The organism is Bacteriovorax stolpii (assembly GCF_002872415.1).
Classification (GTDB): domain Bacteria; phylum Bdellovibrionota; class Bacteriovoracia; order Bacteriovoracales; family Bacteriovoracaceae; genus Bacteriovorax; species Bacteriovorax stolpii.
The window spans coordinates 2,934,513-2,958,981 of the sequence record NZ_CP025704.1 but is presented as its reverse complement, the minus strand read 5'-3'; the positions used below and the strand labels follow the sequence as shown (position 1 = coordinate 2,958,981).

22 protein-coding genes are annotated in these 24,469 nt (G+C 41.3%); 17 read left to right on the top strand and 5 right to left on the bottom strand.

Annotated features, from left to right (window positions below; translation table 11 throughout):
• Nucleotides 1–48: 48 nt before the first annotated feature.
• From C0V70_RS14480 to C0V70_RS14450, 7 genes are all read left to right on the top strand, one after another.
• Complete coding sequence (locus C0V70_RS14480; protein WP_158649698.1) at nt 49–1,524, top strand: HD domain-containing protein; 1,476 nt, start codon at nt 49–51, stop codon at nt 1,522–1,524.
• Between the two features lie 151 nt (nt 1,525–1,675).
• Entirely contained in the window at nt 1,676–2,401 is a 726-nt protein-coding gene (locus C0V70_RS14475) for a cell division ATP-binding protein FtsE (RefSeq protein WP_158649697.1), read from the top strand.
• Nucleotides 2,389–3,186, top strand: coding sequence for a hypothetical protein (locus C0V70_RS14470; RefSeq protein WP_102244578.1), 798 nt, complete (start codon nt 2,389–2,391; stop codon nt 3,184–3,186). Before C0V70_RS14475 ends, C0V70_RS14470 begins: the two co-directional genes overlap by 13 nt.
• Nucleotides 3,168–4,322, top strand: coding sequence for a murein hydrolase activator EnvC family protein (locus C0V70_RS14465; protein WP_133566593.1), 1,155 nt, complete (start codon nt 3,168–3,170; stop codon nt 4,320–4,322). The genes C0V70_RS14470 and C0V70_RS14465 overlap by 19 nt, the downstream gene beginning before the upstream one ends.
• A 25-nt stretch (nt 4,323–4,347) precedes the next feature.
• The gene (locus tag C0V70_RS14460; protein ID WP_158649696.1) at nt 4,348–5,769 is read left to right on the top strand and encodes a carboxyl-terminal processing protease CtpA; all 1,422 of its coding nucleotides are present in this window, start codon (nt 4,348–4,350) and stop codon (nt 5,767–5,769) included.
• 107 nt (nt 5,770–5,876) lie between these two features.
• On the top strand, nt 5,877–7,169 hold the full coding sequence (xseA, locus tag C0V70_RS14455; protein ID WP_102244575.1) for an exodeoxyribonuclease VII large subunit: 1,293 nt from the start codon (nt 5,877–5,879) through the stop codon (nt 7,167–7,169).
• The gene (locus C0V70_RS14450; RefSeq protein WP_102244574.1) at nt 7,159–8,811 is read left to right on the top strand and encodes a histidine kinase dimerization/phospho-acceptor domain-containing protein; all 1,653 of its coding nucleotides are present in this window, start codon (nt 7,159–7,161) and stop codon (nt 8,809–8,811) included. The genes xseA and C0V70_RS14450 overlap by 11 nt, the downstream gene beginning before the upstream one ends.
• A 3-nt stretch (nt 8,812–8,814) precedes the next feature.
• Here the strand turns inward: C0V70_RS14450 and C0V70_RS14445 are convergent, their stop codons facing one another.
• Nucleotides 8,815–10,122 (bottom strand): 3'-5' exonuclease, encoded by a 1,308-nt coding sequence (locus C0V70_RS14445; RefSeq protein ID WP_102244573.1) that lies wholly within the window; start codon nt 10,120–10,122, stop codon nt 8,815–8,817.
• A gap of 109 nt (nt 10,123–10,231) precedes the next feature.
• Nucleotides 10,232–11,653 carry a L,D-transpeptidase family protein gene (locus C0V70_RS14440; RefSeq protein ID WP_102244572.1) on the bottom strand — a complete coding sequence of 474 codons (1,422 nt, stop codon included), beginning with the start codon at nt 11,651–11,653 and terminating at the stop codon, nt 10,232–10,234.
• Nucleotides 11,654–11,844: 191 nt separating this feature from the next.
• Here C0V70_RS14440 and C0V70_RS14435 point away from each other — a divergent pair, with 191 nt between their 5' ends.
• The 5 genes from C0V70_RS14435 (at nt 11,845) to C0V70_RS14415 (ending at nt 16,554) form a co-directional block, all read left to right on the top strand.
• On the top strand, nt 11,845–12,831 hold the full coding sequence (locus C0V70_RS14435) for a hypothetical protein (protein ID WP_102244571.1): 987 nt from the start codon (nt 11,845–11,847) through the stop codon (nt 12,829–12,831).
• A gap of 13 nt (nt 12,832–12,844) precedes the next feature.
• Nucleotides 12,845–13,720, top strand: coding sequence for a hypothetical protein (locus C0V70_RS14430; protein WP_102244570.1), 876 nt, complete (start codon nt 12,845–12,847; stop codon nt 13,718–13,720).
• Between the two features lie 16 nt (nt 13,721–13,736).
• Nucleotides 13,737–14,630 (top strand): polysaccharide deacetylase family protein, encoded by an 894-nt coding sequence (locus C0V70_RS14425; protein ID WP_102244569.1) that lies wholly within the window; start codon nt 13,737–13,739, stop codon nt 14,628–14,630.
• A 66-nt stretch (nt 14,631–14,696) separates the two neighbouring features.
• Complete coding sequence (locus tag C0V70_RS14420; RefSeq protein ID WP_102244568.1) at nt 14,697–15,560, top strand: alpha/beta fold hydrolase; 864 nt, start codon at nt 14,697–14,699, stop codon at nt 15,558–15,560.
• Between the two features lies 1 nt (nt 15,561).
• Entirely contained in the window at nt 15,562–16,554 is a 993-nt protein-coding gene (locus C0V70_RS14415; protein ID WP_102244567.1) for a GNAT family N-acetyltransferase, read from the top strand.
• Here the strand turns inward: C0V70_RS14415 and C0V70_RS14410 are convergent.
• Entirely contained in the window at nt 16,519–17,793 is a 1,275-nt protein-coding gene (locus C0V70_RS14410; RefSeq protein ID WP_102244566.1) for a M48 family metallopeptidase, read from the bottom strand. The two genes, C0V70_RS14415 and C0V70_RS14410, sit on opposite strands and share 36 nt — an antisense overlap.
• 29 nt (nt 17,794–17,822) lie before the next feature.
• Here C0V70_RS14410 and C0V70_RS14405 point away from each other — a divergent pair, with 29 nt between their 5' ends.
• The 3 genes from C0V70_RS14405 to C0V70_RS14395 are packed head-to-tail and all read left to right on the top strand — an operon-like array spanning nt 17,823 to nt 20,284.
• On the top strand, nt 17,823–18,602 hold the full coding sequence (locus C0V70_RS14405) for a hydroxyacylglutathione hydrolase (protein ID WP_102244565.1): 780 nt from the start codon (nt 17,823–17,825) through the stop codon (nt 18,600–18,602).
• A gap of 8 nt (nt 18,603–18,610) precedes the next feature.
• Complete coding sequence (gene bcp / locus C0V70_RS14400; protein WP_102244564.1) at nt 18,611–19,078, top strand: thioredoxin-dependent thiol peroxidase; 468 nt, start codon at nt 18,611–18,613, stop codon at nt 19,076–19,078.
• 45 nt (nt 19,079–19,123) lie between these two features.
• On the top strand, nt 19,124–20,284 hold the full coding sequence (locus tag C0V70_RS14395; protein WP_102244563.1) for an endonuclease/exonuclease/phosphatase family protein: 1,161 nt from the start codon (nt 19,124–19,126) through the stop codon (nt 20,282–20,284).
• Nucleotides 20,285–20,320: 36 nt separating this feature from the next.
• Here C0V70_RS14395 and C0V70_RS14390 read toward each other — a convergent pair whose 3' ends face one another.
• Entirely contained in the window at nt 20,321–21,112 is a 792-nt protein-coding gene (locus tag C0V70_RS14390; RefSeq protein WP_102244562.1) for a M48 family metallopeptidase, read from the bottom strand.
• A 2-nt stretch (nt 21,113–21,114) separates the two neighbouring features.
• Complete coding sequence (locus C0V70_RS14385; protein WP_102244561.1) at nt 21,115–21,381, bottom strand: hypothetical protein; 267 nt, start codon at nt 21,379–21,381, stop codon at nt 21,115–21,117.
• Between the two features lie 94 nt (nt 21,382–21,475).
• Between C0V70_RS14385 and C0V70_RS14380 the strand changes: the two genes are divergently transcribed.
• Together C0V70_RS14380 and C0V70_RS14375 are read left to right on the top strand one after the other, a co-directional pair.
• Nucleotides 21,476–22,261: a tetratricopeptide repeat protein gene (locus C0V70_RS14380; RefSeq protein WP_133566594.1), complete on the top strand. Its 786-nt coding sequence runs from the start codon at nt 21,476–21,478 to the stop codon at nt 22,259–22,261.
• A gap of 19 nt (nt 22,262–22,280) precedes the next feature.
• Nucleotides 22,281–24,434: a LysM peptidoglycan-binding domain-containing protein gene (locus tag C0V70_RS14375; protein WP_102244559.1), complete on the top strand. Its 2,154-nt coding sequence runs from the start codon at nt 22,281–22,283 to the stop codon at nt 24,432–24,434.
• The last annotated feature ends 35 nt before the right edge of the window (nt 24,435–24,469 follow it).

Genomic DNA, 24,469 nt, shown 5'->3' with positions numbered 1-24,469 from the left:
GCCCGCTCATAGATGAGTGGGCCTTTTTGTCTAAAAAGAAGTGTGAACATGGATGTCGCAAACTCAGAAGGCCTAAAGGCTTCACAACCTAACCAAAAAAATCACGTCATTTACGATCCAATCTACGGCTTCATCAAGCTTAACCCGATTGAATTTGAAATCATCTCCAGCCCGTTTTATCAACGTTTAAGATGGATTAAGCAGCTGGGATTTTCTTGTTACGTTTTCCCGGGAGCTGAGCATTCGCGCTTTCACCATTCAATTGGTGTAATGTTTAACGCTCATAAAATCCTGGAGTCGTGCGGACGCGCCGTTAGTGAAAAAGAACTGATGGATGCAAGCTGTTTAACCCCTGAGTGCGTGTATCACAAGAGCTTGCGTCTTGCGGCCTTAATGCACGATTTGGGAACGTTTATGTTCTCGCACACGACAGAGATGGCCTACATTGAGTACGGCGAGACGACAAAAGCGAAAGGTGGAAAAGGTCTTCCTGATGACCATGAAAACCTAGGTGCTTTTATCATTAAAAACACAGATTACCCGGGTGGGATTACTTATATTCTAAAAAAATACGGCATCAACCCGCAGAGGATTTCTGATTTAGTTAAGGGAGTAGACGAGTCTATTCTTGCAAACCAAATCCTGCACTCTGAAGTTGACTGTGACCGCATGGACTACCTCTTAAGAGACGCTCACTACACAGGTCTTTCATACGGTTCATACGACCGCGATTATCTTCTATATCACTTTCAGGTTAAGCGCGTAGACAACCACGACATCTTAACGATTCGTCACAATGCCCTTCACTGTGTGGAAGACTTTTTGACTAGCCGTTTTTCCTGGTACTCACAAGTTATCCGCTCTCCTCGTGGAGCGAAGTTTGACTCGATTGCTGAGAGAGTTTGTTATTATCTTTTAGAAAAAGGCTTCATTTACAAATATAGCGAACTGCTGGAGATGATCGAAAAAGACCCGATGAAGTTTTACGGCTTCAACGACAATTACTTCATGACTTTAGTTCACAAGCACTACAACAATGGTGACCTGGATAAAAATCCAAAGATTAAAGACATGGCCCGCGTGATTCTTTTGGCCAGTGGTGGAAAAGCGATTCGTTGCGAGGAGTTTAAGTCGAGACTTCTGTCTCAGGACGACCCGCAGGCGCTTGAGCGCTACTACAAGCGCGCCCATGCGAAGTTTTTAGAGATTGAAGAGTTCCTAAAGAAAAAAGGTGGACCCTCTGACTGGGTCATTTCCGATATCCCGAAAAAGTCGATTATGTTCGTCAAATCCCCTAAAAACGTGGCCCGCGGCTCAACGACCGGCAAGCACAACATCCTGCTGGACCGCGATCCAGTGAAGATGGCCATGGAAAACGGGGAGATCAAGCTTCTGGCCGACGTCGAGAATTCGCTGATTTCCAGACTTTTTAACAGTAACAACTTCATCCCGAACGTTTATTGTTCGACTTCTGCCTATGAACTTCTCCTAGCAGAGGGTGTTATTGACGGGTCTTTTAGTTAATCCTATAAAAAGTACCTGAGGAAAATTGATGGATATTCAATTTTCTATCTAAAAATCCAAATGTAGGCTAAAATTTAGCTAGGAAATCTAGTATGGATTTCCTGCAGGAATCAGGACGATTTCTGTGATGGACTTAGGAGTGATGGTCAGTATGCAAAATTTTTCTCAAACAGCGAACCACAGAACTATGAAAGCTCCACAACAACAAGGCCAGAAAGGTCCCATTTTTTATTGTGAAGACGTCTCGGTTCAATTCGACGAAATTATGGCCCTTAAAAATGTTCAATTAACAATTGAGCGTGGAGAAATTATTTTTCTTACGGGTGCTAGTGGTGCAGGGAAAACAACTCTTCTAAAAGTTCTCTCAGGATTACAAGACCCGACTTCAGGGCGTGTGATCAGACCAGAAAAAGGTTCAGGTAAAAAAAGTCTATTCATCTCCAACGTCTTTCAAGATTTACGTTTAATGGGGAAATACACTTGTGAAGAGAACTTAATGTTCTCATATGATTCTTCAATCTATGCCAACAAGGCAGAGTTCGTTCAAGACCTGAATGAACTTGCCCGCATCCTGGGAATCAAAGACAGACTTCATTTAAAAATTAACGACGCCAATGGGGGCCTTAAGCAAAAGGTCGCTATTATCAGAGCGCTTCTGACTCGCCCGGATGTTTTAATTGCAGACGAGCCGACATCATCACTTGATATCGACAACACCAGAAGGCTTTTTGATGTGCTTAACCTGTACAATGTTAAGCGCGGATTAACTGTCGTGTGGGCCACTCACAATAAGGATCTCATTAAGAGTTTCACCGGCCGAATTATTCATTTAGACAATGGACGTTTAGTGTATTCGGGGAATGCATGTTTTATCTAATTCAGTTTTTTAAAATTTTATTTAAGTCTCCAGTAAGAGGCTTCTTTCTGTTTTTCTTTTCTATTCTTTTTGTTTTCTCAATCGGACAAAAAAACTACTTAGAAGAGCAATTCACCAGAATGATTCCTGAAAATAAAGCGGGGGATTATTTCTATGCGCTGATTGCTTCAAGTGAATCTTACCAGTCAGTGGCCCGCCAGATGAGCGCACTCCCTGGAGTTTTTAAAGTTGAGATTCTTTCAGAAGCGCAGATCAAAGAAGAAGTTAAAAATATCTTAGGTTCACTTCAGGTGGACATGACTGATTCCAACCTGGATTTAAACTATGCCGGGTTAAAAGTTATTTATACAAAAGACCTTAAACCAAGAGCAAAGGATTTAGTCCGCGATTACCTTTCTCACTTAGTAGGGGAAGGCAACATCACTCTTGGAGCGATCAAATCAAATGACCAGATTGCAGATAAGCGTGCTCAATTTATCGGCGTGATTAAAACATGGGGATACTCGCTGTATCTTTTCATTGTTTTCATCTTCTGGACGATCTCTCTTCTTTCTGTAAGAGCGAAGATCGCCGAAGCTTCATATCTGCTTGAAAGTTACCAAAGAAAGAAGAAAGTAGGACTAAAGATGGCCTTAAATGGACTGACATTAATCTTCATTCTTTCTGTCGCTTTCACTTTTATTTTAGGAATGCCTCAATTAATCAACCTTCTGGTGGCCCTTGCTGTCTTTATTGTAGGGATCTTTCTTCACGCCAAAAGATACCAGTGGGAGAGCCGCTCGTGATGATGGCCAGGTCTCTTCTTATTATTCCATTGATCGTTTTGACTGGAGCTGTGTCAGCTCAGTCTGCTGTCGGCGTGCCGCAGGCCAAGGAAGAGAGTGCTGATAAACTTAACGTCTTTGAGATGAAGCGCAAGCTTCAGGATCAAAATAAAAACATCCAGACTTTAGCTAAAGAAGTGGCCAATGTTGAAGTGACATTGGGACTTAACAATAAAAAGTATCTTAAGCTTGCTGAAGAAAGAGCACGCATTGAAGAAAGCCTGGCCTCTGCCAGAAGAAATGCCGATTTCGACAGCGAGACGCTAAAAAAGAACTACTCACAGACTAAAAATCTTCTGATGGGTGTGCTTTTAAATAAACTAGAAAATACTGAAAACTCTTCTGATATGCTTGCTAGAAAAGTTATGATCGAAAAGCTGCAGAAGAGACTTGCTGATCTCGATGGAATGATGAAGACCAACAAGGCCCTTCAGACTGACGTCGATGGACTATACGCTAAGCTTCAAGAGTCGATGGATACGGAAAAAGAACTCCTGGCCGTGATGGGAGAGCTTGAAGAAAGACGCCGCGAACTTAGAAACTCGCTGGATCAGCAGACAAAAAATAATGCTGATATGAAGGCCCGTTTTGACGAAGAAAAAAACAAGCTGGCCATCAACCAGAAGTCTAAAAGGATCGTCGAAGAGCGCGAGCGCCTGGCCCCAATGCAAATAACCGAAGAAATCAAGATTCCTTCTCAGCCTTTGTCAGGTGGAGAGTTTTATCCACCAATCTATTCTTACCAGGCAATGGAATACCAGAAAAAAGGTGTGACGTTTAATTTCCACGGGAAAAATGAAGTGCGCGCTACTAAGGCCGGTAAGATCGTTTATACCGGGACGCTGGCAAACTACGGGAATGTCCTGATGATTGACCATGGGAACGATACCCGCACTGTTCTTTTAGGACAGTTTGATTACTCAGTTAAAAACGGCGACAGCGTCAAGGATGCGCAGGTCGTAGGTTTCACCAATCCAAGATCAGGCAATGGTCTGGGAGAGGGAAGAATTTATTTCGAAGTTAGAAAAAATAATTTAGCTCAAAATACATATTTGCTGTTAGATAAGAAATCGCTCGCGAAAAATTCATCTCACTAGGCAAATAACCATGGAAGGAGTCGTTATGAAGAGAGCTGTGACCAGTCTCTTGGTCGGTCTGTCGTTAATGTCTAGTGCTGCTTTTGCAGCTCCAGCAGAAGATCTTGCAAAAAAATCACGTTATGAAAAATTAGAACTCTTCAACAAGGTTCTCTACCTTATTGAGTCGCAGTATTACCGCGAAGTCAGCACCGATAAGCTTATTGAAGGGGCCATCAACGGGATGATGAATACCCTTGATCCTCACTCTGCTTATCTCGATAGCGAAGTCTTCTCAAAAATGCAGGAAGAGACATCGGGAGAGTTTGGTGGACTTGGAATTGAAGTCACTCAAAAAGATGGTGTTTTGGTTATTATTACTCCGATTGAAGATTCACCAGCATTTAAGGCGGGAATCAAAGCGGGAGATAAAATCGTAGAAATCAATCACGAGTCGATGGTAGGAGCAAGTCTTCAGCAGGCCATCGATAAACTACGTGGAAAAATGAAATCAAAAATCGTCCTGGGAATTGTCAGAGATGGCGTGGACGGAGTGAAAAATTTTGAACTCACTCGCGAGATTGTTTACCTAAGGCCGGTTAAGTATGAATTGCTACAAAATGCTTATGCTTACGTTCGCCTGACTCAGTTTCAGAAAAAATCAGCTGAGTATATTGTTGATGCTCTAAAGAAAATGAGAGAGCAGCTAAAGAAAGAACCTTTAAAGGGTGTAATCCTTGACCTGCGCTCAAACCCAGGTGGATTACTGGATGAGGCAGTCGATGTGTCTTCAATCTTCTTAAAAGATGGAATCGTTGTTTCAACAGAAGGTCGCGATCCAAAAAATAAAGAAATCCGTTACGTGAAAAAGAGTGGATATAAAGAGCTTGAAGTGCCACTTGTGGTGCTGATTAACGGCTCTTCAGCTTCAGCTTCTGAAATCGTTTCGGGTGCCCTACAAGATGCTAAACGCGCCATCATCATGGGGACTCAGTCTTTTGGTAAAGGTTCAGTTCAGTCTGTGGCAAAAATCGATGATGCAAGCGGTGTGAAACTGACAATCGCCCAGTACATGACTCCTTCTGGAAGAAAGATCCAGGCCGTAGGAATCAATCCTGATGTCACAATCGGTGAAGCTGAAGGCGAGTGGTATGATGAAAACAGAAAAGAGTCGAGTTTCATCAGAGAAAAAGATTTAAAGAATCACTTAACAGCGACGATTGAAACAGCAGAAGAAAAAAAGATCCGCGAAGAGCAGGAGCTTAAAGAAAGAATCGAGCGCACGGAAAGATTTAAAGCGATGAGAGAAAAGAAAAAGCAGGCGAAAAAACCTGAAGCAAAAGAGCCGGTCGTTGCTGGAGATGATGAAGAGGATTCTAAGCGCGTGGCCCCAGGTGAAGACTACCAAGTCAACCAGGCCATCAATTATTTAAAAAATATCGGCCTGATCAAGACCCTAAAATTCTAAAAAACTTATAAGACCCGCTTCGGCGGGTCTTTTTTTTGCCCAAATAACTCCTAGCAACAGGCCTTTAAACTTTTCACGCTCCATCGTTTTAGTAATACTAGTAGGCAATGAGTCTAGAAGTTAAAAAAGTCTCCGAAATCGTCGGGGAAATCAAAAATTTACTCGAACATGAATTCTCTAACGTTTCCATCGAAGGAGAGATCACCAATTTATCATTGTCCTCATCTGGGCACTGGTACTTCACGCTCTCAGATAAAGACTCAGCTATTAGTGCTGCCCTTTTTAAAATGGATGCCCTAAGAAACCCTCTAATGAAAACCATCAAAGATGGATCGAAGGTTGTGGTTGTCGGTGATATCAACGTTTATCCAAAAAGAGGAACGTTTCAAATCATCGTAAAAAGAATTGTTCCGGTGGGAACAGGGGATTTAAAAGAGCAGTTTGAAAAATTAAAAAGAAAACTCGCCAGCGAAGGCCTTTTTGATATGGATCAAAAAAAGCCGATCCCGCAAATGCCTAAACGCGTGGCCATCATTACCGCTCAAAGAGGAGCGGCCCTGCAGGACTTCATTAATATTTACCGCCGCCGTTCTATCTGGATGGATCTCTTAGTGATTCCGACATTAGTTCAGGGGGACGATGCTCCAAGGGCGATCCGTGCTTCTCTTCACAATGTGATTAAGTATTCAATGGAAGCTGAGCCAGCTAAAAAAATCGACTTGATCGTCCTTGCCCGCGGGGGAGGAAGTTTAGAAGATTTATGGGCCTTCAACGATGAAGGATTAGCCTACGATATTTTTAATTGCCCGATCCCTATTATCAGTGCCGTCGGACACGAAGTCGATTTTTCTATCTCTGATTTTGTCGCCGATCTTCGCTGTGAAACGCCGTCAGCGGCAGCGGAAGTCATCACTCATCACCAGACGATGATTAAAGACAAAATGACCAATCTTCGCTCGCGCTTAAAGAATGTGATGGATTATAAGATGAGCCGTCTGGAAAACAGGCTTAAGCATGCTCATCCGCATGCTATTTTAAATATTCTTCTTTCGAGGCTGGCCTCTTTTCAAAAGCGCCTTTCAAGATGTGCTATTCATCAGCGTTTACATGAACTCACGAACATTCATGAGTTCTATTTAAGCCTGGATGAAAACTTAGAGAGGATGAAGCAGATTCTAAAAGAACGTTTTAAGGACTATCACCACCGCCTGGATAAATCCCGCGATGTCTTAAAAGTCTTAAACCCTAAAAACGTTTTAGAGCGTGGTTATGGTTACCTGGAAACAGAGGCGGGGAAAGTGGTAGCTTCTACGAGTGATTTTGATAAAGCTCCAAAAGGAGTGTCATTTAACCTTCACTTCCACGACGGTTCGAGAAAAGTAAAATCCAATGAAGGCTAAAGGGAAAACCAAAATCCAATTCGTTGTCGATCCAAACTTGATCTCAAAAGATCAATCAGAGTTTCTTGTTCGCGTTTTGCAAGAAGAGAAAATCAAGTACGCCACCAATATTCAAGATTTAGATGACTTTACTCCCGGGCTTTTTTTTGTAGAGAAAAAGAACCTGAGAAAAGTAAGTCGTTTTAAAAATAAGATGATTGTTCTGCCGGCCCAGGACCAAAGCGATGGGCTGTCAGTAAGTAAGATCAATTTCAATTCTTATGAAGAGATCTCGCATTTCATTGATAAATTCTTCCTGGCCGAGCGTCACCTGCAGATTCAGGAGAGAATCAAAGAAAGCGAGAGGCTTTACGATGTTATTAAAACTTACCTGGATGAAATTAATATCGAGGCCAATGGAGCGGAGTCAAAAAAGATTTTTGAATCCATCCTCGATTTAGAGATGCTACTTTTACAAGAAGAGTCTCTTCTTAGTTGGAACACGCATTTTAAAAGTTTTTTAAAAAAGAGCAATGAGCTTCAAGCTCTTGCCCTGGTCACAAGCAGTGGGCTTTCTCAGGAAGAACTGCAGGTTGATGAGAACTCTCTTATTTTTAAGCTTCCAAGTGAAGATTATTATCTTTTTATGCGTTTCAAGCATTTCGATGTGAAAAAAGATGCTGAGTTTGTCGAGCTTCTACTTTCAACTTGTATGCGCACACTTCAGATCCTCGATCAAAAGCTAGTTAAAAGTGATGGCGAAATTGATTTTTGGAAAAAGATCTTCTCAAAAATCCCTTACCCTATGGCCGTTATTTCAAGCCTTGGGGATCTTCTTATTTACAACGAATCTTTTGCCAAGATTGGAATTCTTCCAAAAGAATGCCTGCGTTTTAAAGATTCAGAAAGTGCGGAAATCTTCCAGAACTTCTATAAAATCAGACGCATTGATTTTCCTATTAATTTAATTCAAGTTTCGTATTTTGTTTTTTATACAACTGATAAAAACCAAATCCAAAAAAGCGGAGAGAAGCCGGCCAAAAAAGCCTCTTCAGTGGATGAATTAGGGATTATCTCGAGTTCTATTGCCCACGAATTAAATAACCCACTGGCGGGGATTTTAGCGGCCCTGTCGCTTCTTTCTCTGGAAGACGACTGGTCACCGGATGCTCTGTCTGATTTAGAAGACATGAAGAGTGGGGCCAAGAGATGTAAAGAGCTGGTAGAAATCTTTCTGGGTTTTTCTAAGTTTTCTCCAAGTACCCACACCCAGGTTTCTATTAAAGGCTCTCTTGATCAGGCCATCAATCTTCTGCGATTTAGAATGATTGAATCTAACCTGCGCTTAGATATGAAATACTCACCGACACTGGAGCATTTCTCTCATCAGATCAATGCCTCGATTATGTCGATGATTTTTTATCTAATCTGCAGTGAACTTATGACTGCTTTTGCCCACCACCGCCTGGTCACTCAGGTTCAGCATGGGGCATTGTCGGGAGAGGTGTTGGAGTTTTCTAATCAAATCGTTTTAAAACTGGATGAAGACTTCGAGTACGAAGATAAAATCGTTCAGTCAAAACTGATTCAACACTTACTGGTTTTTGAAAAACTAGAGGTTAATTTCCTAAAACAGGAAATCCGCCTTATCTATCGCTCTTAGGCACTAAAGATACTTATGAGGGAAATCGTAGTCGTTCGGGTTTTCACTCATAAACTTTTCAATCGGGTCTTTTAGGTCCTGATTGGTGATTTTGGCATTCTGGCGCTGAATAAGAAGCGTGTCGCGGCTTCCTTTTAAGTAGGCGATCAAAAAGTTATTAATCATCGGGTTCAAGTGATCTTTTTTCATTTTCCCCTGGGCCATTCTCGCACTCTTAGAGTTGATGTATTGAACCAGTTTATTTTGGTGAGTCGGGTAACGGAAGACCAGCTCCAGCTTCTGGTGAAGGGCTCGAAGCGGGTAGATTACGTACTGTTCAGGGATCAGGTGATTAACCACGATAAAGTCCGCTGGCATTTCCTGGGGGTGCTGAAGATCGACAGTCTTTGAGTCAATACCGTTAAATTCGCACAGCTTCTTAATCGTTTCAATTTCCAGCTCATCACTGATTTTAGAGAAGTAAGACGACATTTCCAGAAGACCCTGGAAATAAGGGCCAGTGAGTTTAAGAGTCAGCATCTCGTAAGGAATCTTTTTAACTTTCTCAATGATGTATGCTTTTTCATCAGCTCTTCCATGGGAAGGCATAGAAAAAAGCACCACTCCTTCCTGACCTTTTAAAGTCACCAGAAAGGGAGTTGTCAGAGAGTTGATTTGTTCAAGAATTCCTTCAAGAGGAACATCTTTTTTATAGTTGATACGATCCAGCTCAAACTTATTTTTCGGGTAATAAAGGCTGTTAACCTTAGCGATCTTCTTGTGAATAAAGATTGAAAGGTATTTCAGCAGAAGTTCTGCCGAGGCCATTGTATCGTCCAGGGCGCGGTGGGCCTTCTGATGCTTGAGATCGAAAATCTTACTCATGTAATTTAAGTTCGAGCTCAAGATGTTAGGGATCATGTATTTCGTCATGAGGTTAGTGCAAATCGACTTATTTTGCAGCTCCGGCTTCCCTAAGCGCTTTAGGACAGAGTTAAAGAAAGGCACGTCAAATGACGTGTTGTGGGCCACGAGAATTGAATCTCCCATGAACTCCAGGATTTCATCAATAACTGTTTCAATCACCGGAGCATCGGCAACATCGGTGTCTTTGATTGTGGTTAGTTTTTGGATGAATTCAGGAATGTGAACTTCTGGATTAATCAGAAAGCTCTTTTGATCAACGATCTGCAGGTTCTTAATACGTACCATACCGATTTCAATGATCTTATCGTGCTGATGATTCCCACCGGTTGTTTCCAGGTCGAATACACAGAATGTTAATGAATGAAGTAAATCGTACGAGGGCGTTTTTGAGAAATTCGTTGTCATTGTCTATCCTTAGTCGAACATTCGTCCGATTAGTTGAGAGACAATCATATAAAAAAAAGGCCCCTTCGTAAAGGGGCCTCAAGTTTGCCGATATCAATTTTGCAATTAATTATCTGTTTAAGTTAGAGATGTTCATCCATGGAGGAGTTTCTTCATCTTCAAAACCACTTACTTCAAGGATCGCTTTAGGGTGGTGGTAACCAGAAAGGACTCCGGCGTCAATGTAGAATACACCGTCAGACATATCCTGTGATTTTACACCGTAAACGTTTCCTTTTCTTCCCACTGAGCGTTTGATTTTTCCCATTTTTTCCCCTGGAGTGTACTCGATAACTGTTGGTTGGTTATCAATATCGTACGTTCCAACTTCAAGGATTTGGTTAAGTGGACTCTTTGGATCAAGAATTAAATCTCCACCAGCGCGTTTTGCTGCCCAGAATGTATCAACTTCATTTCCACTAACTTTTAGTGATTGAAGAACTTCTGCGCGGTCAGCTTTTTCGCCGGCCTTTTTTGTCATGATGTACTGCCATTGTTTTCCATCTTCTCTGTAGTCAGAAAGTGATTGGTCAAGAAGCGCTTCTTTAGCGTAGATCTTGATCATTGGAGCACCAGTGTCGATAATTTGTCTGATGAAAGCAACAGCTTCGTTATTGTTTCTTGTACAACCAGAGCTTCTTGGGTCAGAAACAATGTTTGTGATAAGTTTTTTTGTTTTCTTGATGTACTTATCTTTGTCTTCACCCCATCCAACTGTACCGTGTGTCCATTGTCCGTATGGGTTTGGAGCTACGAAACCAGCGTACCATCCAAAAGCTCCTCTCATTGAACCATGTTTTTTACCGTTAGCGTCTGCTGGCATATACTTACTCTTAAACCAGTCAGTCCAGTCGTTTTCACCGATTTTTGGAAGGTCTGGGTATCCGTCTTTGTACCAAGCAGGGTAGTGTCCTTCAGCATCTTGGTAGAATTTAGCCCATCCAGTTAGACGGTATGATCCAAGAACTGAACGTCCTTTTCCTTTTTCAGCGGCCGGGTGGTCACGGTCTTCACCAACAACAACTTCAGTTTCCATAATCATTTTGTGTGGACAAGAATTGTCTGCACATTGTCTTTCATAGATACGAAGAGTTTCTGTCGCTACGTTTAGAACAGTGAAGTACTTTCCAGTGAACTCTTTGTAGTCGATGACTTTTTCAGAAAGGTACTCGCGCACAACATAGTATTTTTCTGAAGGAAGCATTTTGTTTACAGTTTTGATGATTTCGATCTGAACGTATTTGCCATTGATAAGTTCAGGGCTAACCAGACGTACTCTTTCGTTTAGTGAAAGAACGCCCATTGTTTTACCAGCGTCTTCTGGAGTTGAACGAACTCTTAGTCCGTTTAGAGCAATGTAATAAATATTGCTTGAAGTAGTAACCGCAGGTGTTGTCACTTCTGCGTTGTCTAGAGCAGCGTCTTGTGAGTGAGCTACTGGTGAAATGGCCAATGCTGAAAGCAGCATCATAGGCGCAATGTGTTTTCTCATGTGTGTTCCCCCGTTAAAATGGATTGAGAATGAGTCCTAAATAGTGGCGATCTTTTAGCTCCCTAAAAATTGAAAAACCAGCAAAAAACCCTCTGTATGAAAAATCTTCATGCCGTAAAAAAAATACAGCCCCCCTTGTAAAAGGCCTTTTCGGACGAGTAAAAATCTACAAAATTTATGGGGGGCAATCTATGACAACAAAATTATTGGGGACTATCGCAGCACTTTCACTCGTAACTACATCAGCTTTCGCTGGAGAGCCGGCACGTAACAAGGCTCTAGACAAAATGATGTACACAATCAACCCGGAAATCGCTCTCGCGGGTCCAGTTTTCCGCGACCAAGGGGACGCAGCTTCTAAGAATAAGTACGGATCTGACCTGGTTCGTTTAATTCTTAAAGAAGCCGACAGACAAGGACAAAAGTACCTTGAGGCCGGAGACACTCAGGCCTATTACGCTATTCTTACTATGGCGCTTACAGTTCCTATGCAAGAAGGTCTTTACATCCAGTACAGAGGCGTAGAAGGTTCAGACGTTTGTAGAACTGAAGTCAACAACGGTGACCTGGTTAAAAAAGCAGGAGAAACAAACTACAGCCTGTTTAACCAATACTTCAAGACTGCAGAAAAACCATTTCTTCCAAACTGCGAAAACATCAAGACAGATAAACTTACACAAATCATCCGCGGTGGAGATGGTACAGATCTATCTCTAATGCAAGTTTCTATCAGATGGCACTTTGATGATTTCTTGGCCAATAAGAAATACGAAAGTGTTCAATCAACTCTTGAGTACGGAATCGGTCACTTGATGAAAGGTTTTAACCCGGTTTACAGAAACGTAACAGAGTACAAGTGTATTGCTGAATCAGGTCTGTTTAAAAAGAAAAAAGTCAGCTACATCAACCTAATCAGAGGTGTGTGGGCAGGACAATATAACTCAGGATCAATTTCTAAAACTTGTCGCTTTGATGATTCATCATCACCATACAAGCACCACGACAAAGGATTCGAGAAAAACCTGAACAAGATTTTAGACTTCAAAGGAACTCTATCAGTAGATATGGTTGCTGACTTTAAACTTGAGCAAGAAGTTGCTGACGCTGTAATGGAAGTAACAAGCAACCTAAAAGCTGCTACTAACAACAGAACTGCACTGGATAAAATTTTAAAGTAATTAAAAGTATCAGATGAAAAAAATAATTGCCCTTATTTTAGTTGTCATGGGATTAATAGGAGTGTGGTGGAAACTTTCCACCACCACTCCTGTCCCTTCTGAGACAGCTGAAGTCAAAACAGACAAAACGCCGGAAGAAATTTTAGAAGGCGATTTTGCAAAAATCACAAAAAATTTAAAACCAGAAAACATCAAAGGCGACGAGTGGAAGCAGATTACGAATTACGCTGCGAAACCTGAGACACTGGTAAGCCGCGAGAATGCCCAGGGCTTCTTTAAAACCGCTCAAAACAATATCCCTGATATGTATGCTTGCTTGAAAAAAGACTTCTGTGGAATGACGACAAGAGGTGAGGACGATGCGTACTTTGATGACCAGAGAACGCCGGCGCACATTCTTATCAACAGAAACTTAAAAATTATGAAAGAGAGTCTCAGAAAAGATGAATCTCTTAAGTCTCAGGTGAACTGGGAAATGTTGCATGAATTAGCTGCTTCTGATGCAGAAATGCTTCAGGTTGAAGCGCTGGACATTTTACGTGAATTTGACAGCGAAAGTATAAAGACAGATGAGCTGATTAAATTGACCGCGGATTATACAGGAACAGCGAAAGCAGACGCTCTTCTTCGTATCGCAAAAGGAAAAAATCCTTCTGATAAAGGTCTGGTCGCTCAGGAAATTGAAGAAGTCTTTGCTATGTCTGATGCCAATACGGTGATCAGCGTTTTAGAAAATGTAAAAAAAATGGCCTTAGGTAGCAACGACACTGACCGTGTCTTTAGAAACCTTTGCCGCTTTAAAAATAATCCCGATGAAGCTCATAACTGGAGAATGATCAAGTATGAGGCGGGGAAAGTGAACCCTGATTTTGAAAAACTTTGCAACTAACAAACACGGATAAAAAATGAAAACATTAGCACTTTCAGCACTATTACTTTTATCGTCTCTTGGCCACGCTCAGGTGATTACAGATAAACAATTCCCGGAAGAAGGAAAAGATTATAGACCTGGAAGAGATACTGGTTTTGACCAATATAAAACGCGTTCACTTTTTGGAACAAAAAAAGTGGTTTTAACTTTTGATGATGGACCAGATCCAGTTCAAACTCCACGTCTTCTGGAAATCCTAAAGAAGTACAATGTGAAAGCGACATTTTTTATGCTTTCAGAGAAATTCAACGATAAAACTCTTCCACTTATTAAGCGTGTAGCAAGTGAAGGCCATATCATCGCCAGCCACCACCACGATCATGAGAACAACAATTCAAAGTCAGAAGTGGATTACAGAGAAGGATTAAAAAAATCGATTTTAAACGTCGCTCAGGTGCTTGAGAGCGTCGATGCTCCCAACAGAGAGATCTACTACCGTTTTCCATACGGAGCGTATGGAGCAGGTTCTCTTTCATACCACCATATGAACGTGATGAAAGAAGTTTCTCAGGAACTTTTTGGCGATAACTGTATCAACTTTGCTTTCTGGGACATTGACTCTCTGGATTGGTTAAAACCAATGGATCAGGGCGATGTTATTTCAAATATCCTTGCTAACATTGAAGGCGGAACAGCTTACAACATGGTGAAGGGAAGATGGTCGGGGAAACCTAAAAAAGAGAAGTATACCATCAGAAACCCAATGGGCGGAGGCGTGGTTTTAATGCACGATATCCATTCTCGTTCGGTAGACACCGTAGAAGTTCTTTTAAAGACTTTCAGAGACAAAGGTATTGAAGTTGTACCTCTAAACGAAGTCACTGAATACTCATACCAAGGGCGTGAGTGCCGCCTGCTGAAGAAATAATTTCGAGGCTGTTTTTTATTTAGATCTTATTGTAGAATTGGGGCATCACTCTTTTTGGGGGCCCCAATGTTCATGGATAAAAAATTTCTTAAAATGCGCGACGGAGCAGAACTCTACACACAGGTGAAAGAGTCAGGAAGCCCGGTCTGGATTATTGCTACTCATGGAGTCCAGGAGCACCTTGAGCGCCACAAATACTTAGTGGACCTCTTCGGCCACGATTTCAACATCTTTCAATACGATTTAAGAGGCCACGGCAGAAGCACGGGGAAAAAAGCTTATATCGAAGATTTTAGCCTTTATATGGAAGACCTTTTAGAGATTACGAGATTTTTAAAAGAAAAATACCGCATGAACCGCTACGTGCTTTTTGGACACTCAATGGGTGCTCTCATCACGTGTTCATTCATTCAAAATTATGTGGATGAAAATATTTATCCAGAGCGCTTAATCGTCAATGCTCCACCATGTGGTGCTGACGGTTTCTTGGGAACACTGGTAAAAGTTCTGCCGATGGGATTTTTTAATTCAGCAAGCAGCCTTCCTTATTCTGTAGGGCTTGGTGGACTTGTCGATTTAAAATACCTTTCTCACGACCCTCGTGTAAAAGATGACTATATCAAAGATCCATTAAATTCACTGAAGCTTGAATCAAAACTTATGTTTGAAATTATGAAGACGGTTAAGAGCACTTTCTCAAGACCTCTGAGATCAACTTGCCCAAGTTATGTTTCAGTTGGGGGAGCAGACCACGTAGTGGGAAGCCGCGATTTGATCGAATACTTTACGACGGTGGATAAATCATTCCAGCTTAAAGTTTTTGATGGTGCTTACCATGAGATACATAATGAGATCGAAAAATACAGAAAACCATACTTCGATCATTTAAAAACGGTTTTTAACGAAGTGCTTTTTAGCAAGACGGCTTAATATGGATATTTATTTCGCGAAAGTTTTAGCGTGGCTTGAAACTCTTAAATCAAAACAACCAGCAGTGTGCGACTGGATTGGGATTTATTATAAAGAAAGTTACCTGCATAAACTGAACTCAACAGACTTAGTTTTAGGGCCATTTATTGGTGAACATACCGATCACGTCCGCATTCCTATTGACCGCGGTTTTTGTGGAATGGCACTAAGAGAAGAGCGCACAGTGAATGTGGCCGATGTGACTAAGGATTCTACTCATATTGCGTGTAGTTTAAAGACTCGCTCGGAGCTTGTGGTTCCGATTGCCGATAAGGCCGGACACTTTGTGGCCGAGCTGGATATCGATTGCAATAGACTGGCAGCTTTTACTCCTGAACTCGAAACTTTTTTTAAAGAAGCAGTGAAGAGCTTTCCTCTTTTGGAAGAGTTTGCGCCTTTTCCTGTGGAGTCATTTGAAACAGAACGTTTGATTTTAAGAAAAGTAAAACAAACAGACTTAAATGATATTTTTGAATACTGCCAGAACCCAAATGTGGCCCGTTATGTAACTTGGGAGCCACACCAGACTATTGCTGACACTCAAAAGTTTATTGATTATGCCCAAAGCTCTTACGCTAAAGGAGCACCCGAACCAATGGTATTGGTTTTAAAGGATGATCCCAAAGGGAAAGTTATTGGAAGTGTTGGGCTTATCCCGGCAAGTCCTAAGAACCGTATCTTTGAACTGGCCTATGCTTTAAGTGAAGAGCATTGGGGAAAGGGACTAGTGGCTGAAGGATCAAAAGCGATCATCAACTATGCTTTTAATCATTTTGCAATTGAAAGACTTCAGTGTCGTTGTGATGTTTTAAATCCGCAGAGTTCACGAGTGATGGAAAAGTTAGGGATGCACTACGAGGGGACCTTAAAAGCTTCGATGTACTTAAAAGGTAAACCCCGCGATATGCATATGTATTCTTTAGTTCGCTCGGACTTCCGTCCTTACGCCTTGTAATTTCTCTAAGAAACTCACTCTCTCCAGTGCGGGAGGGTGAGAATAATAAAATTTACTAAAAACCGGATCAGGTGTCAGTGAGCTGGCGTTGTCTTTATACATCTTTACTAAGGCAGAAATAAGTTTTCCCGCTTGAGCATTTTCCGAGGCAAATTGATCGGCTTCGTATTCGTACTTTCTTGAAGTGTAAGATGAAAGTGGAGTCAGAAGGAAAGTGTAAGTCCCGGCCACCATTGAAAATAACGTTAAGGCCATATAGTCTGTGATGGTCTGAACACCGTGGCCGTTAAAGAAGGCCGTGTTGTTTTTTAAGTAACCTAAAACTGCCAGACCAATAAAGCTAAAAAGAAATCCCTTAATCATTCCTTTTATCACGTGTTTCTTTTTCATATGACCAAGTTCGTGAGCAAGAACTGCTTCAACTTCTTCAGCATCAAGGCTTTTTAAGAGAGTGTCAAAAAACACGATGCGCTTGTTTTTCCCAAAACCTGTGAAGTATGCGTTTCCGTGGCCGCTTCTTTTTGAAGCATCCATCACAAAGAGGCCTGAGCTTTTAAACCCACAACGGGCAAGAAGATTGAGAATCTTATTTTTGACTTCGCCTTCTTCAAGTGGAGTGAACTTGTTGAAGATCGGAGCGATAAAAGTCGGGAAAATGAAAATAAGTAATAGTTGAACAGCACTTAAAAATAAGAAAGTGTAAACCCACCACAGGTTCCCCATCTTGGCCATTAACCATAAAATAGCGTAGGCGATTGGCCCACCAAGAATCACAGTTAACAGCGCTCCTTTAAGCATATCGCCTAAGAATGTTTTCCATGTGGTTTTATTAAAGCCGTACTTTTCTTCGATAACGAAGGTAAAATAAAGTGTCTTGGGAAGAGAAACAATACTGCTAAAAATTCCCAGGAAAGCAAAAAAGATAAGCCCGGTCACAATCGGTGTTGTTGAAAAGCCCATGGCAAAATGGTTAATGAGTTCTAATCCACCCATGAGAGTCAGTCCTAAAAAAACCACTAGGTCCACCAGGTGAAAAACTTGTGAGGCCTTGATTTTTTCTACCGAATAACTCGCAGCTTTTTGGTGATCGGCGAGTGTGATTTGATCTTTGAATTTTTCCGGTACTTCATTTTTGTGTTTAATAATGTGATCCATATTGCGCTTGTCTAATAGGCTTTCAATCAAGCTTTTAACAAACAGGGCCACTAAAAAAATTTTGGTAAAAAAACTAGCTTCCATAATGTATTTCCTCTCTTAACTATTATAGTATGAAGCCTATGAAAGTTCAGCAAATCTTCTTTAAGAATACCCTACGAAACTTCTGCTATATAATCACTTTTTCTGATGGGGCCATTTATTGCATTGATCCGTTTAATGCCTCGGAAGTAAAGGTTTTTTTAGGTGAAGATAAGAAACTCGCTGGGATTATCAATACCCATGATCATTGCGATCATTACTCAGGCAACGAGGAGCTTTTAAAAGCTTACCCATGTCCTGTTTATGCCCATGAGAAGGCCAATATCCCGGGAAAAACAAAGAGCCTTCGCGATGGAGATGTGGTTTATAGAAATGGGGACTGGTCACTAGAAGCTGTTTTTACACCGGGGCACACGATGTCTCATATTTGCTTAATGCTCAAAGAAAAAGGTGCACCACATGCACTATTTACTGGAGACTGTTTTTTCAATGCGGGAGTTGGCAACTGTCACAACGGCGGGAACCCGGAAGTATTGTATGAAACAATTAGCGGAATTTTTTCTCAATACCCAGATGAACTGATTATTTATCCCGGGCATGAGTATTTAAAAAGAAACCTGGAATTTACTCTTAATATTGAGGCCAGCAATAAAAGCGCGAAGGCCTATCTGAGTAAATTAGAAGGCATTAATCTCAATGAAGTCTTTTTCATCAACGATATGAAAAAAGAGCGTGAAATAAATACTTTTCTTCGCCTGAGAGAAGCAGAGATTCAGAAGCATTTGCAGCTTCAGGGTGAGAGTGATAAAACTATTTTCATTAAACTTCGTGAATTAAGAAACAAGTGGTAGGAGATTTCATGGCCTTTCCTAAAGTCGGTACAAAAGCACCTTTATTCTCTCTTTTAAATCAAGATGGAGAAGAAGTTGATCTAAAAAAAATCAAAGATAAAACGATCGTGCTTTATTTTTACCCGAAAGCGATGACTCCTGGATGCACGACTCAGGCCTGCGGTATCCGCGATTCTAAAAAAGAATTGGCGAAAGCTAACACTGTTGTTTTTGGAATTAGCCCAGATGAGCCGGCAAAACTTAAAAAATTCATTGGAAAAGAAAAACTTAATTTCGAACTTCTCTCTGACCCAGATCATGCGATTGCTGAAAAATACGGAGTCTGGGGCCTTAAAAAATTCATGGGACGCGAGTACATGGGGATTCTTCGTACAACATTTATTATTGGGAGCGATGGGAAACTCAAGCACATAATGGATGACGTCAAAACGAAAACCCATCATGACGACGTGCTTTCTCTAGTCACTGAACTCTAAGTCTGTTAGATTTTAGGCTCATTCACCTAAGAAGGAGCTTACTTCATGAAAATGATTCTATCATTGCTACTTGCGATTATGGCAGTCAATGCACAGGCAAAGTCTGTGGAGATTATGTCATACAACGTAGAAAACCTTTTTGATGCCACTCACGACGAAGGCAAAATTGACTGGAGCTTTTTACCAAAAGATGCTCCGGGAAAAAAAGAGGCCTGCGCCAAAGAAAAAAGTAAATACAGAAGACAAGAGTGTTACGACGCTGACTGGACTGATGAAAAAGTTGAAATCAAACTTTCTCAGATCGTCGACGTTGTGACTAAAGAAAGAGCAGGCACTCCTGACTTTCTTGGTTTAGTTGAAGTGGAAAACCCAAATGTGGTTGGACGTTTAGCTAAGAAGCTTGGTTACGAAAATATGGAGATGACAGACAGCCCGGATAACCGCGGTGTAGACGTTGCTCTTTTATATAAAACATCGCCGGACATTAAAAAAATCTCTCGCGCTGAACACCACGTTCCAGTTGATTACCCATCAAGAAATATTCTTGAAGTAGAATTCACTGTTGGTGGAGAGCCCTTAACGATTTTTGTTAACCACTGGCCTTCACTGGCAAACCCAGATTCATGGCGTGTAAAAGCAGCAGAAGTGCTGGCAACGAGAGTGAAAGAAATCCTGGCAAAAAATCCTAATATGGGAATTATTGCAATGGGGGACTTCAACACGATTGATGAAAACAACCCGCACCCATTTAAAACAGTTCTTTATAAGGACAACCTGTTTTCTGACCTGGCCGATACATTCAAAGCTGATAAGTCTATCAGCGACGATGTAAAAAAGAAGCTTCCGGAAGGAACTTACTATTACCCGCCAAAAAATCAGTGGAATATGCTGGATCACATTTTCTTCACCAGCGCTCTTAAGGATGGTAAAAATCTTGAGATCGACGTAGCAAGCTTTGAAATTTATCTTCCAAAGTTCGCACTTAAAGAAGTGAGAAAAGGTCTGGGAAGTGAAGACGAAAAAGACGTTAAGACTTTCATGGTGCCGAATCGTTTCGATACAAGTGCCAAGACAAAAGAGAAGATGGGATTCTCGGATCACTTTGCAGTCGTGGTAAAACTTAATTTCCCGGAGCCTGCGCCGGTGAAGAAAGAAGAAAAGAAAGTAGAGAAGAAAGCTGATAAAAAGAAAGCAAAGAAAAAGTAGATAGTAAAAGGCCCTCGTAGTGAGGGCCTTTTTATTTTATAGATTTTTTCCAATTCCAAGTTTTGCTGAGTTTTCATAATCGGGAAGAACCTTTGGTAGAAGCTCCCTTAAGTGATCCCTGCGGTTAGTGCTGTTGGGGTGAGTTGATAAAAATTCAGGTGGAGCCTTCCCTGCGCTTGCTTGAGAGAAGCGATCCCAAAAATTAACCGACTCGCGAGGGTCGTATCCTGCTTTTGACATAAGCACTAATCCAATCTCGTCAGCTTCCGTTTCATGCTTTCTTGAGAAAGGAAGAATAATTCCATAAGTCGCTCCAGCGCCAAGAGCGGCCATGACCACAGTCTTTTTTGTGTTGTCCATTTTTGAAAGACCAACAACGGCCAAGCCTGCAAGAGCAGCGTTAGTTGCCATTTGCTGGCTCATGCGCTGGCCACCGTGGCGTGCGATTGCGTGTCCAATTTCATGGCCCATAACTGTTGCCAGTCCAGCTTCGTTTTTAGCGTACTTAAAGATACCAGTGTAAACTGCAACTTTTCCGCCTGGAAGACAGAAAGCATTGGGCTCATCACTTTGTAGAGTTCTAAATTCCCATTTAAAGTCTGGTTGATTAGCGACAGCGGCGATGCGTTTTCCAATTTCTTCAACCATCCTTGCTTCAGGTGTTCCTTTGACTTCTTTTTCTTTTGAAAGAATTTCTTTGTAAGCGTCTTCACCTTGCTGGTTTTCTGTTTCTGATGACGTTAATAAAAAAGCTTTATTTCCCGTCACCGGAGTTGTCGAACAAGAAGCACTAATAAGGAGTAGGGCAATTAAAAAAATATTTTTCATACTTAACCTTTTTTATCTGCAATAGTTTCATCAAGTAATATATCGATTTTAAATTTTTTAGAACACTCTTTTAGAATCTGTTCCATTTCACCTTTTAAGTTTAGATCGCCACGGAGTTCGATGTCTCTATACTGAGCGTGATGGGGGTGCTCAATGGTTGAGTAAAAGCAGATGCCATCGTTGGCCTCGAGCTGGAAATAAAAAAAAGCTGAATCTTCTTTATTAAGTCTGATGATGTAGTGAAAAAGTTGACTGGATTGATTTGACATAGAACCCTTAAAACACGTTTGACATGTATCTGATCTGATTTAGAATAAAAGTTAAGTTATCGCATTCACATTTACAAGTCATGGAGGACAAAAAGTGAAGAGGATTTATGCCAGTAAGGCCATAAACAGCGGTTTGCTATTATGTAGCACCCTGTTTCTCACCTCATGTTCATCGCTTTGGTTGCATCGCGATCAAACAGTGGACTCTGCTTTAAATGATGGAGTGCAATCGCAGTCGTCGACAGTTCCAAAAGAGCAATATGACGAGCTTGCTAGAAAGTACAACGATCTTTTAAATCAATCCAAGAATTTAAAATCACAAGAAGTTGCAGCTGCTCAGCCAGCAGCAAACCCTAATGAACAGAAGAAGCCTGAAATTGCGGAGAGCACGGTGCTTGATCCTTCTGAGTTAGTCAATAAGATTGATCACGCGATTCCAGATGCACCTAATCTTGATGGTGTAGATGCGCTCGCGGCAGTTAAAGAAGAAAAAGGTCCGGCCCTTCCAACAAGTATGGGAGTTAAGACTGTTAACAATACTGATGAAATTGATGACCAGATCTCAAGACTTCGCGAAGTGCAGGAGTTAGTTAAGGTTAATAAGTTTGAACAGGCGCTTATCATCTTAAAGGAGCTTGAAGCTTCAAAAGAAAAGCAAATCGTTGTCCGCGCAAAAATGATGTTGGGCGATCTGCTTTTTGCTCAAGGTGAATTCGACCTGGCCTCACAAGTGTATGAAGAAATCATTGGAAAATATGCATTCTCAGGATTTGTTATCAAGGCCCTGGGCAAACTGGTTGTGTGTAGTGAAAAACTAAAGCAACCTGAAAAACAAGCGAAGTACTATTCGCTGTTACACGATTTCTTTGAAGCAACTTAAAAGTTAAGGATAGGCTAGGATGGCAGTATCTAAGAACAAGTATTTATTTTTGGTTTTATTGGCGAGTCTTGCTAGTGGGAAAGTTCACGCGCAGGAGCCGACAAATGCTGACCTGGAAGAAGTAAATGTTTTTGAATCACTGAATCCATCTGGCGATTCCGCTCCGGCACCAAGCTCTGATGTACAGATGTCGACTCTCGAAGAACAAGATGACCTTCAATCTCTGAAAGAAGATGTGGGGGAAATTGTTTTTGATAAAGAGCCAGCTAAAAACCCAACAGTCATGGAAGGCAAAGCTCCTGTTGAGCCAGCCGATCAAAAAGGCCCTTTAAACGTAGTGAGTCCTAAGGGGCAGAATGTTTCTAGTGCGGCCGATGATAAAGCGGAAATTATCGCCGACGAAGGCGTTAATTTTGATGTCGGAAGTGAAGAGAAGAAGCTTTTAGAGCTCTCTAAATACGTTCAGCACAAAATCACGGGAAAAGAGTGGGATGACCTGGCGATTAAGTCAAAATTAGAGAAATACGAAGTTCAAAAAGGTGATTACCTTTGGAAGATTTCGAAGTCGCTATTTGGTTCAGGTTTTTATTATTCAAAAATCTGGTCGCTAAATCCGCAGATTACTAACCCTCATGAGATTGAGCCGGGAACCATTCTGGCCTTTGATACAGGGGATGCCGACACTTTCCCACAAGTTCAAGTGGGTGAGTTTAGCGATGATGAAATTGAAAGAGCAAAAGGTGGTGGAGCTTACACAAGTTCTGATGATAAGAACCGTCCTTCTTGGATTCAGGAAAGAAAGAAGCTTCTGGATCAAGGTGTGTATTTCCAGTTTGCTTCAGAAGAGACGTATGAAGATTTAGAGCGCTTGGAAAAACAACAGCGCAATACTGAATACGAAAAATACGATCCACCAATGTCAGATATCGTTATTGCAGAGCCGTCTGAAGTTTACGACAGCACGGGCTTTGATAAGAGCAATAAAATTGTTTTCAATTACAAAGAAGGTTTCTTCTTAAATACTTTTGTTACAACCAACGTTGTTCAGGATTTAGGGGAGATTAAAGCGTCACCGAAAGAGTCTGTTTTTATTAATAAACTTGAAACTCTTTACGTTAATTTCGACAAATCAACGAAGGTAAAACCAGGGGATATGTTCTCTGTTTACACTTCGGGTGGAGAAGTGAAGCATCCGGTGTCTGATCGTTCAGGATTTTTATACACGACAACGGCCCAGATTAAGGCCATCAGAAAAATTGATGACGTTTGGGAATGTCAGGTTGTCGAGCAGTCGGGACTTGTTCAAAGAAAAGACCGCATCACTGTGTATACTCCAAAAATTGGAAAGCTTGCCAAGACGTTTAGTAGAAGAAATGTTGAAGCAGCGATTATTGGAAGCTATCGCGATTCTATCTCGGGGCTCTCTTACGGAGATGTCGTTTATCTTGACCGTGGGCGCGCTGATGGTGTGGAGTTAGGAAACGTTTTTGATATTTATTCTTTTGTTGATCGTGGGACTCAGAGAAAAATCACTCCAAGTCCGACGTATAAAATTGGTGAATTGACAGTTATTAACATTACTGACAATTTTGCTACGGCCTTAATTACTGGTTCAATGAATGAAATTGCTGTGGGAAGTATTGCAATTACAAGAACTCAGGAAGAGCAGGCGAGAAGCATTCGCTTAAAAGGCAAAGACAAGCTTATCGATGTCAAGAAAATGGAAGGCAAAGCGCTTGATGAGTTAGACGTAGAGCTAAATCTTGATGACGTAAGCCAAGATATTTTAAATAAAGCTGATAAAATTCAATTAACCGAAGACGAGCTAGAAGAGCTAGAGCGTCAGGAGCGCGACAAGTCAGTAATCAAAGACTCTGAGCGCGATGTTAAAGAGTTAGATCGTCTCGAGTCGGAAATTAGAGATGCTGAGGGCTCTCTCAATGAATCGAAAGTGGATGAAGACAAGTTCTTAGAGCAGCAGAGTCTTGAAGATTTAGAGAAGAAATCTAAACAACAAGATCCTAATGCGTTTGAGTCACTAAACGAAATTGAGAAGGACATCGGAAGAAAATATCTCGATGAAGACATCAATAACAAAGAGAATCCATACGGTCTAACAGAGTTTGACCTTGAAGAAGTGGATGAGTTGTTGAATACTGATCTCAAAAAGTAGTTACCAAAAAATTAATTAAGACACTAAGGTAAAAA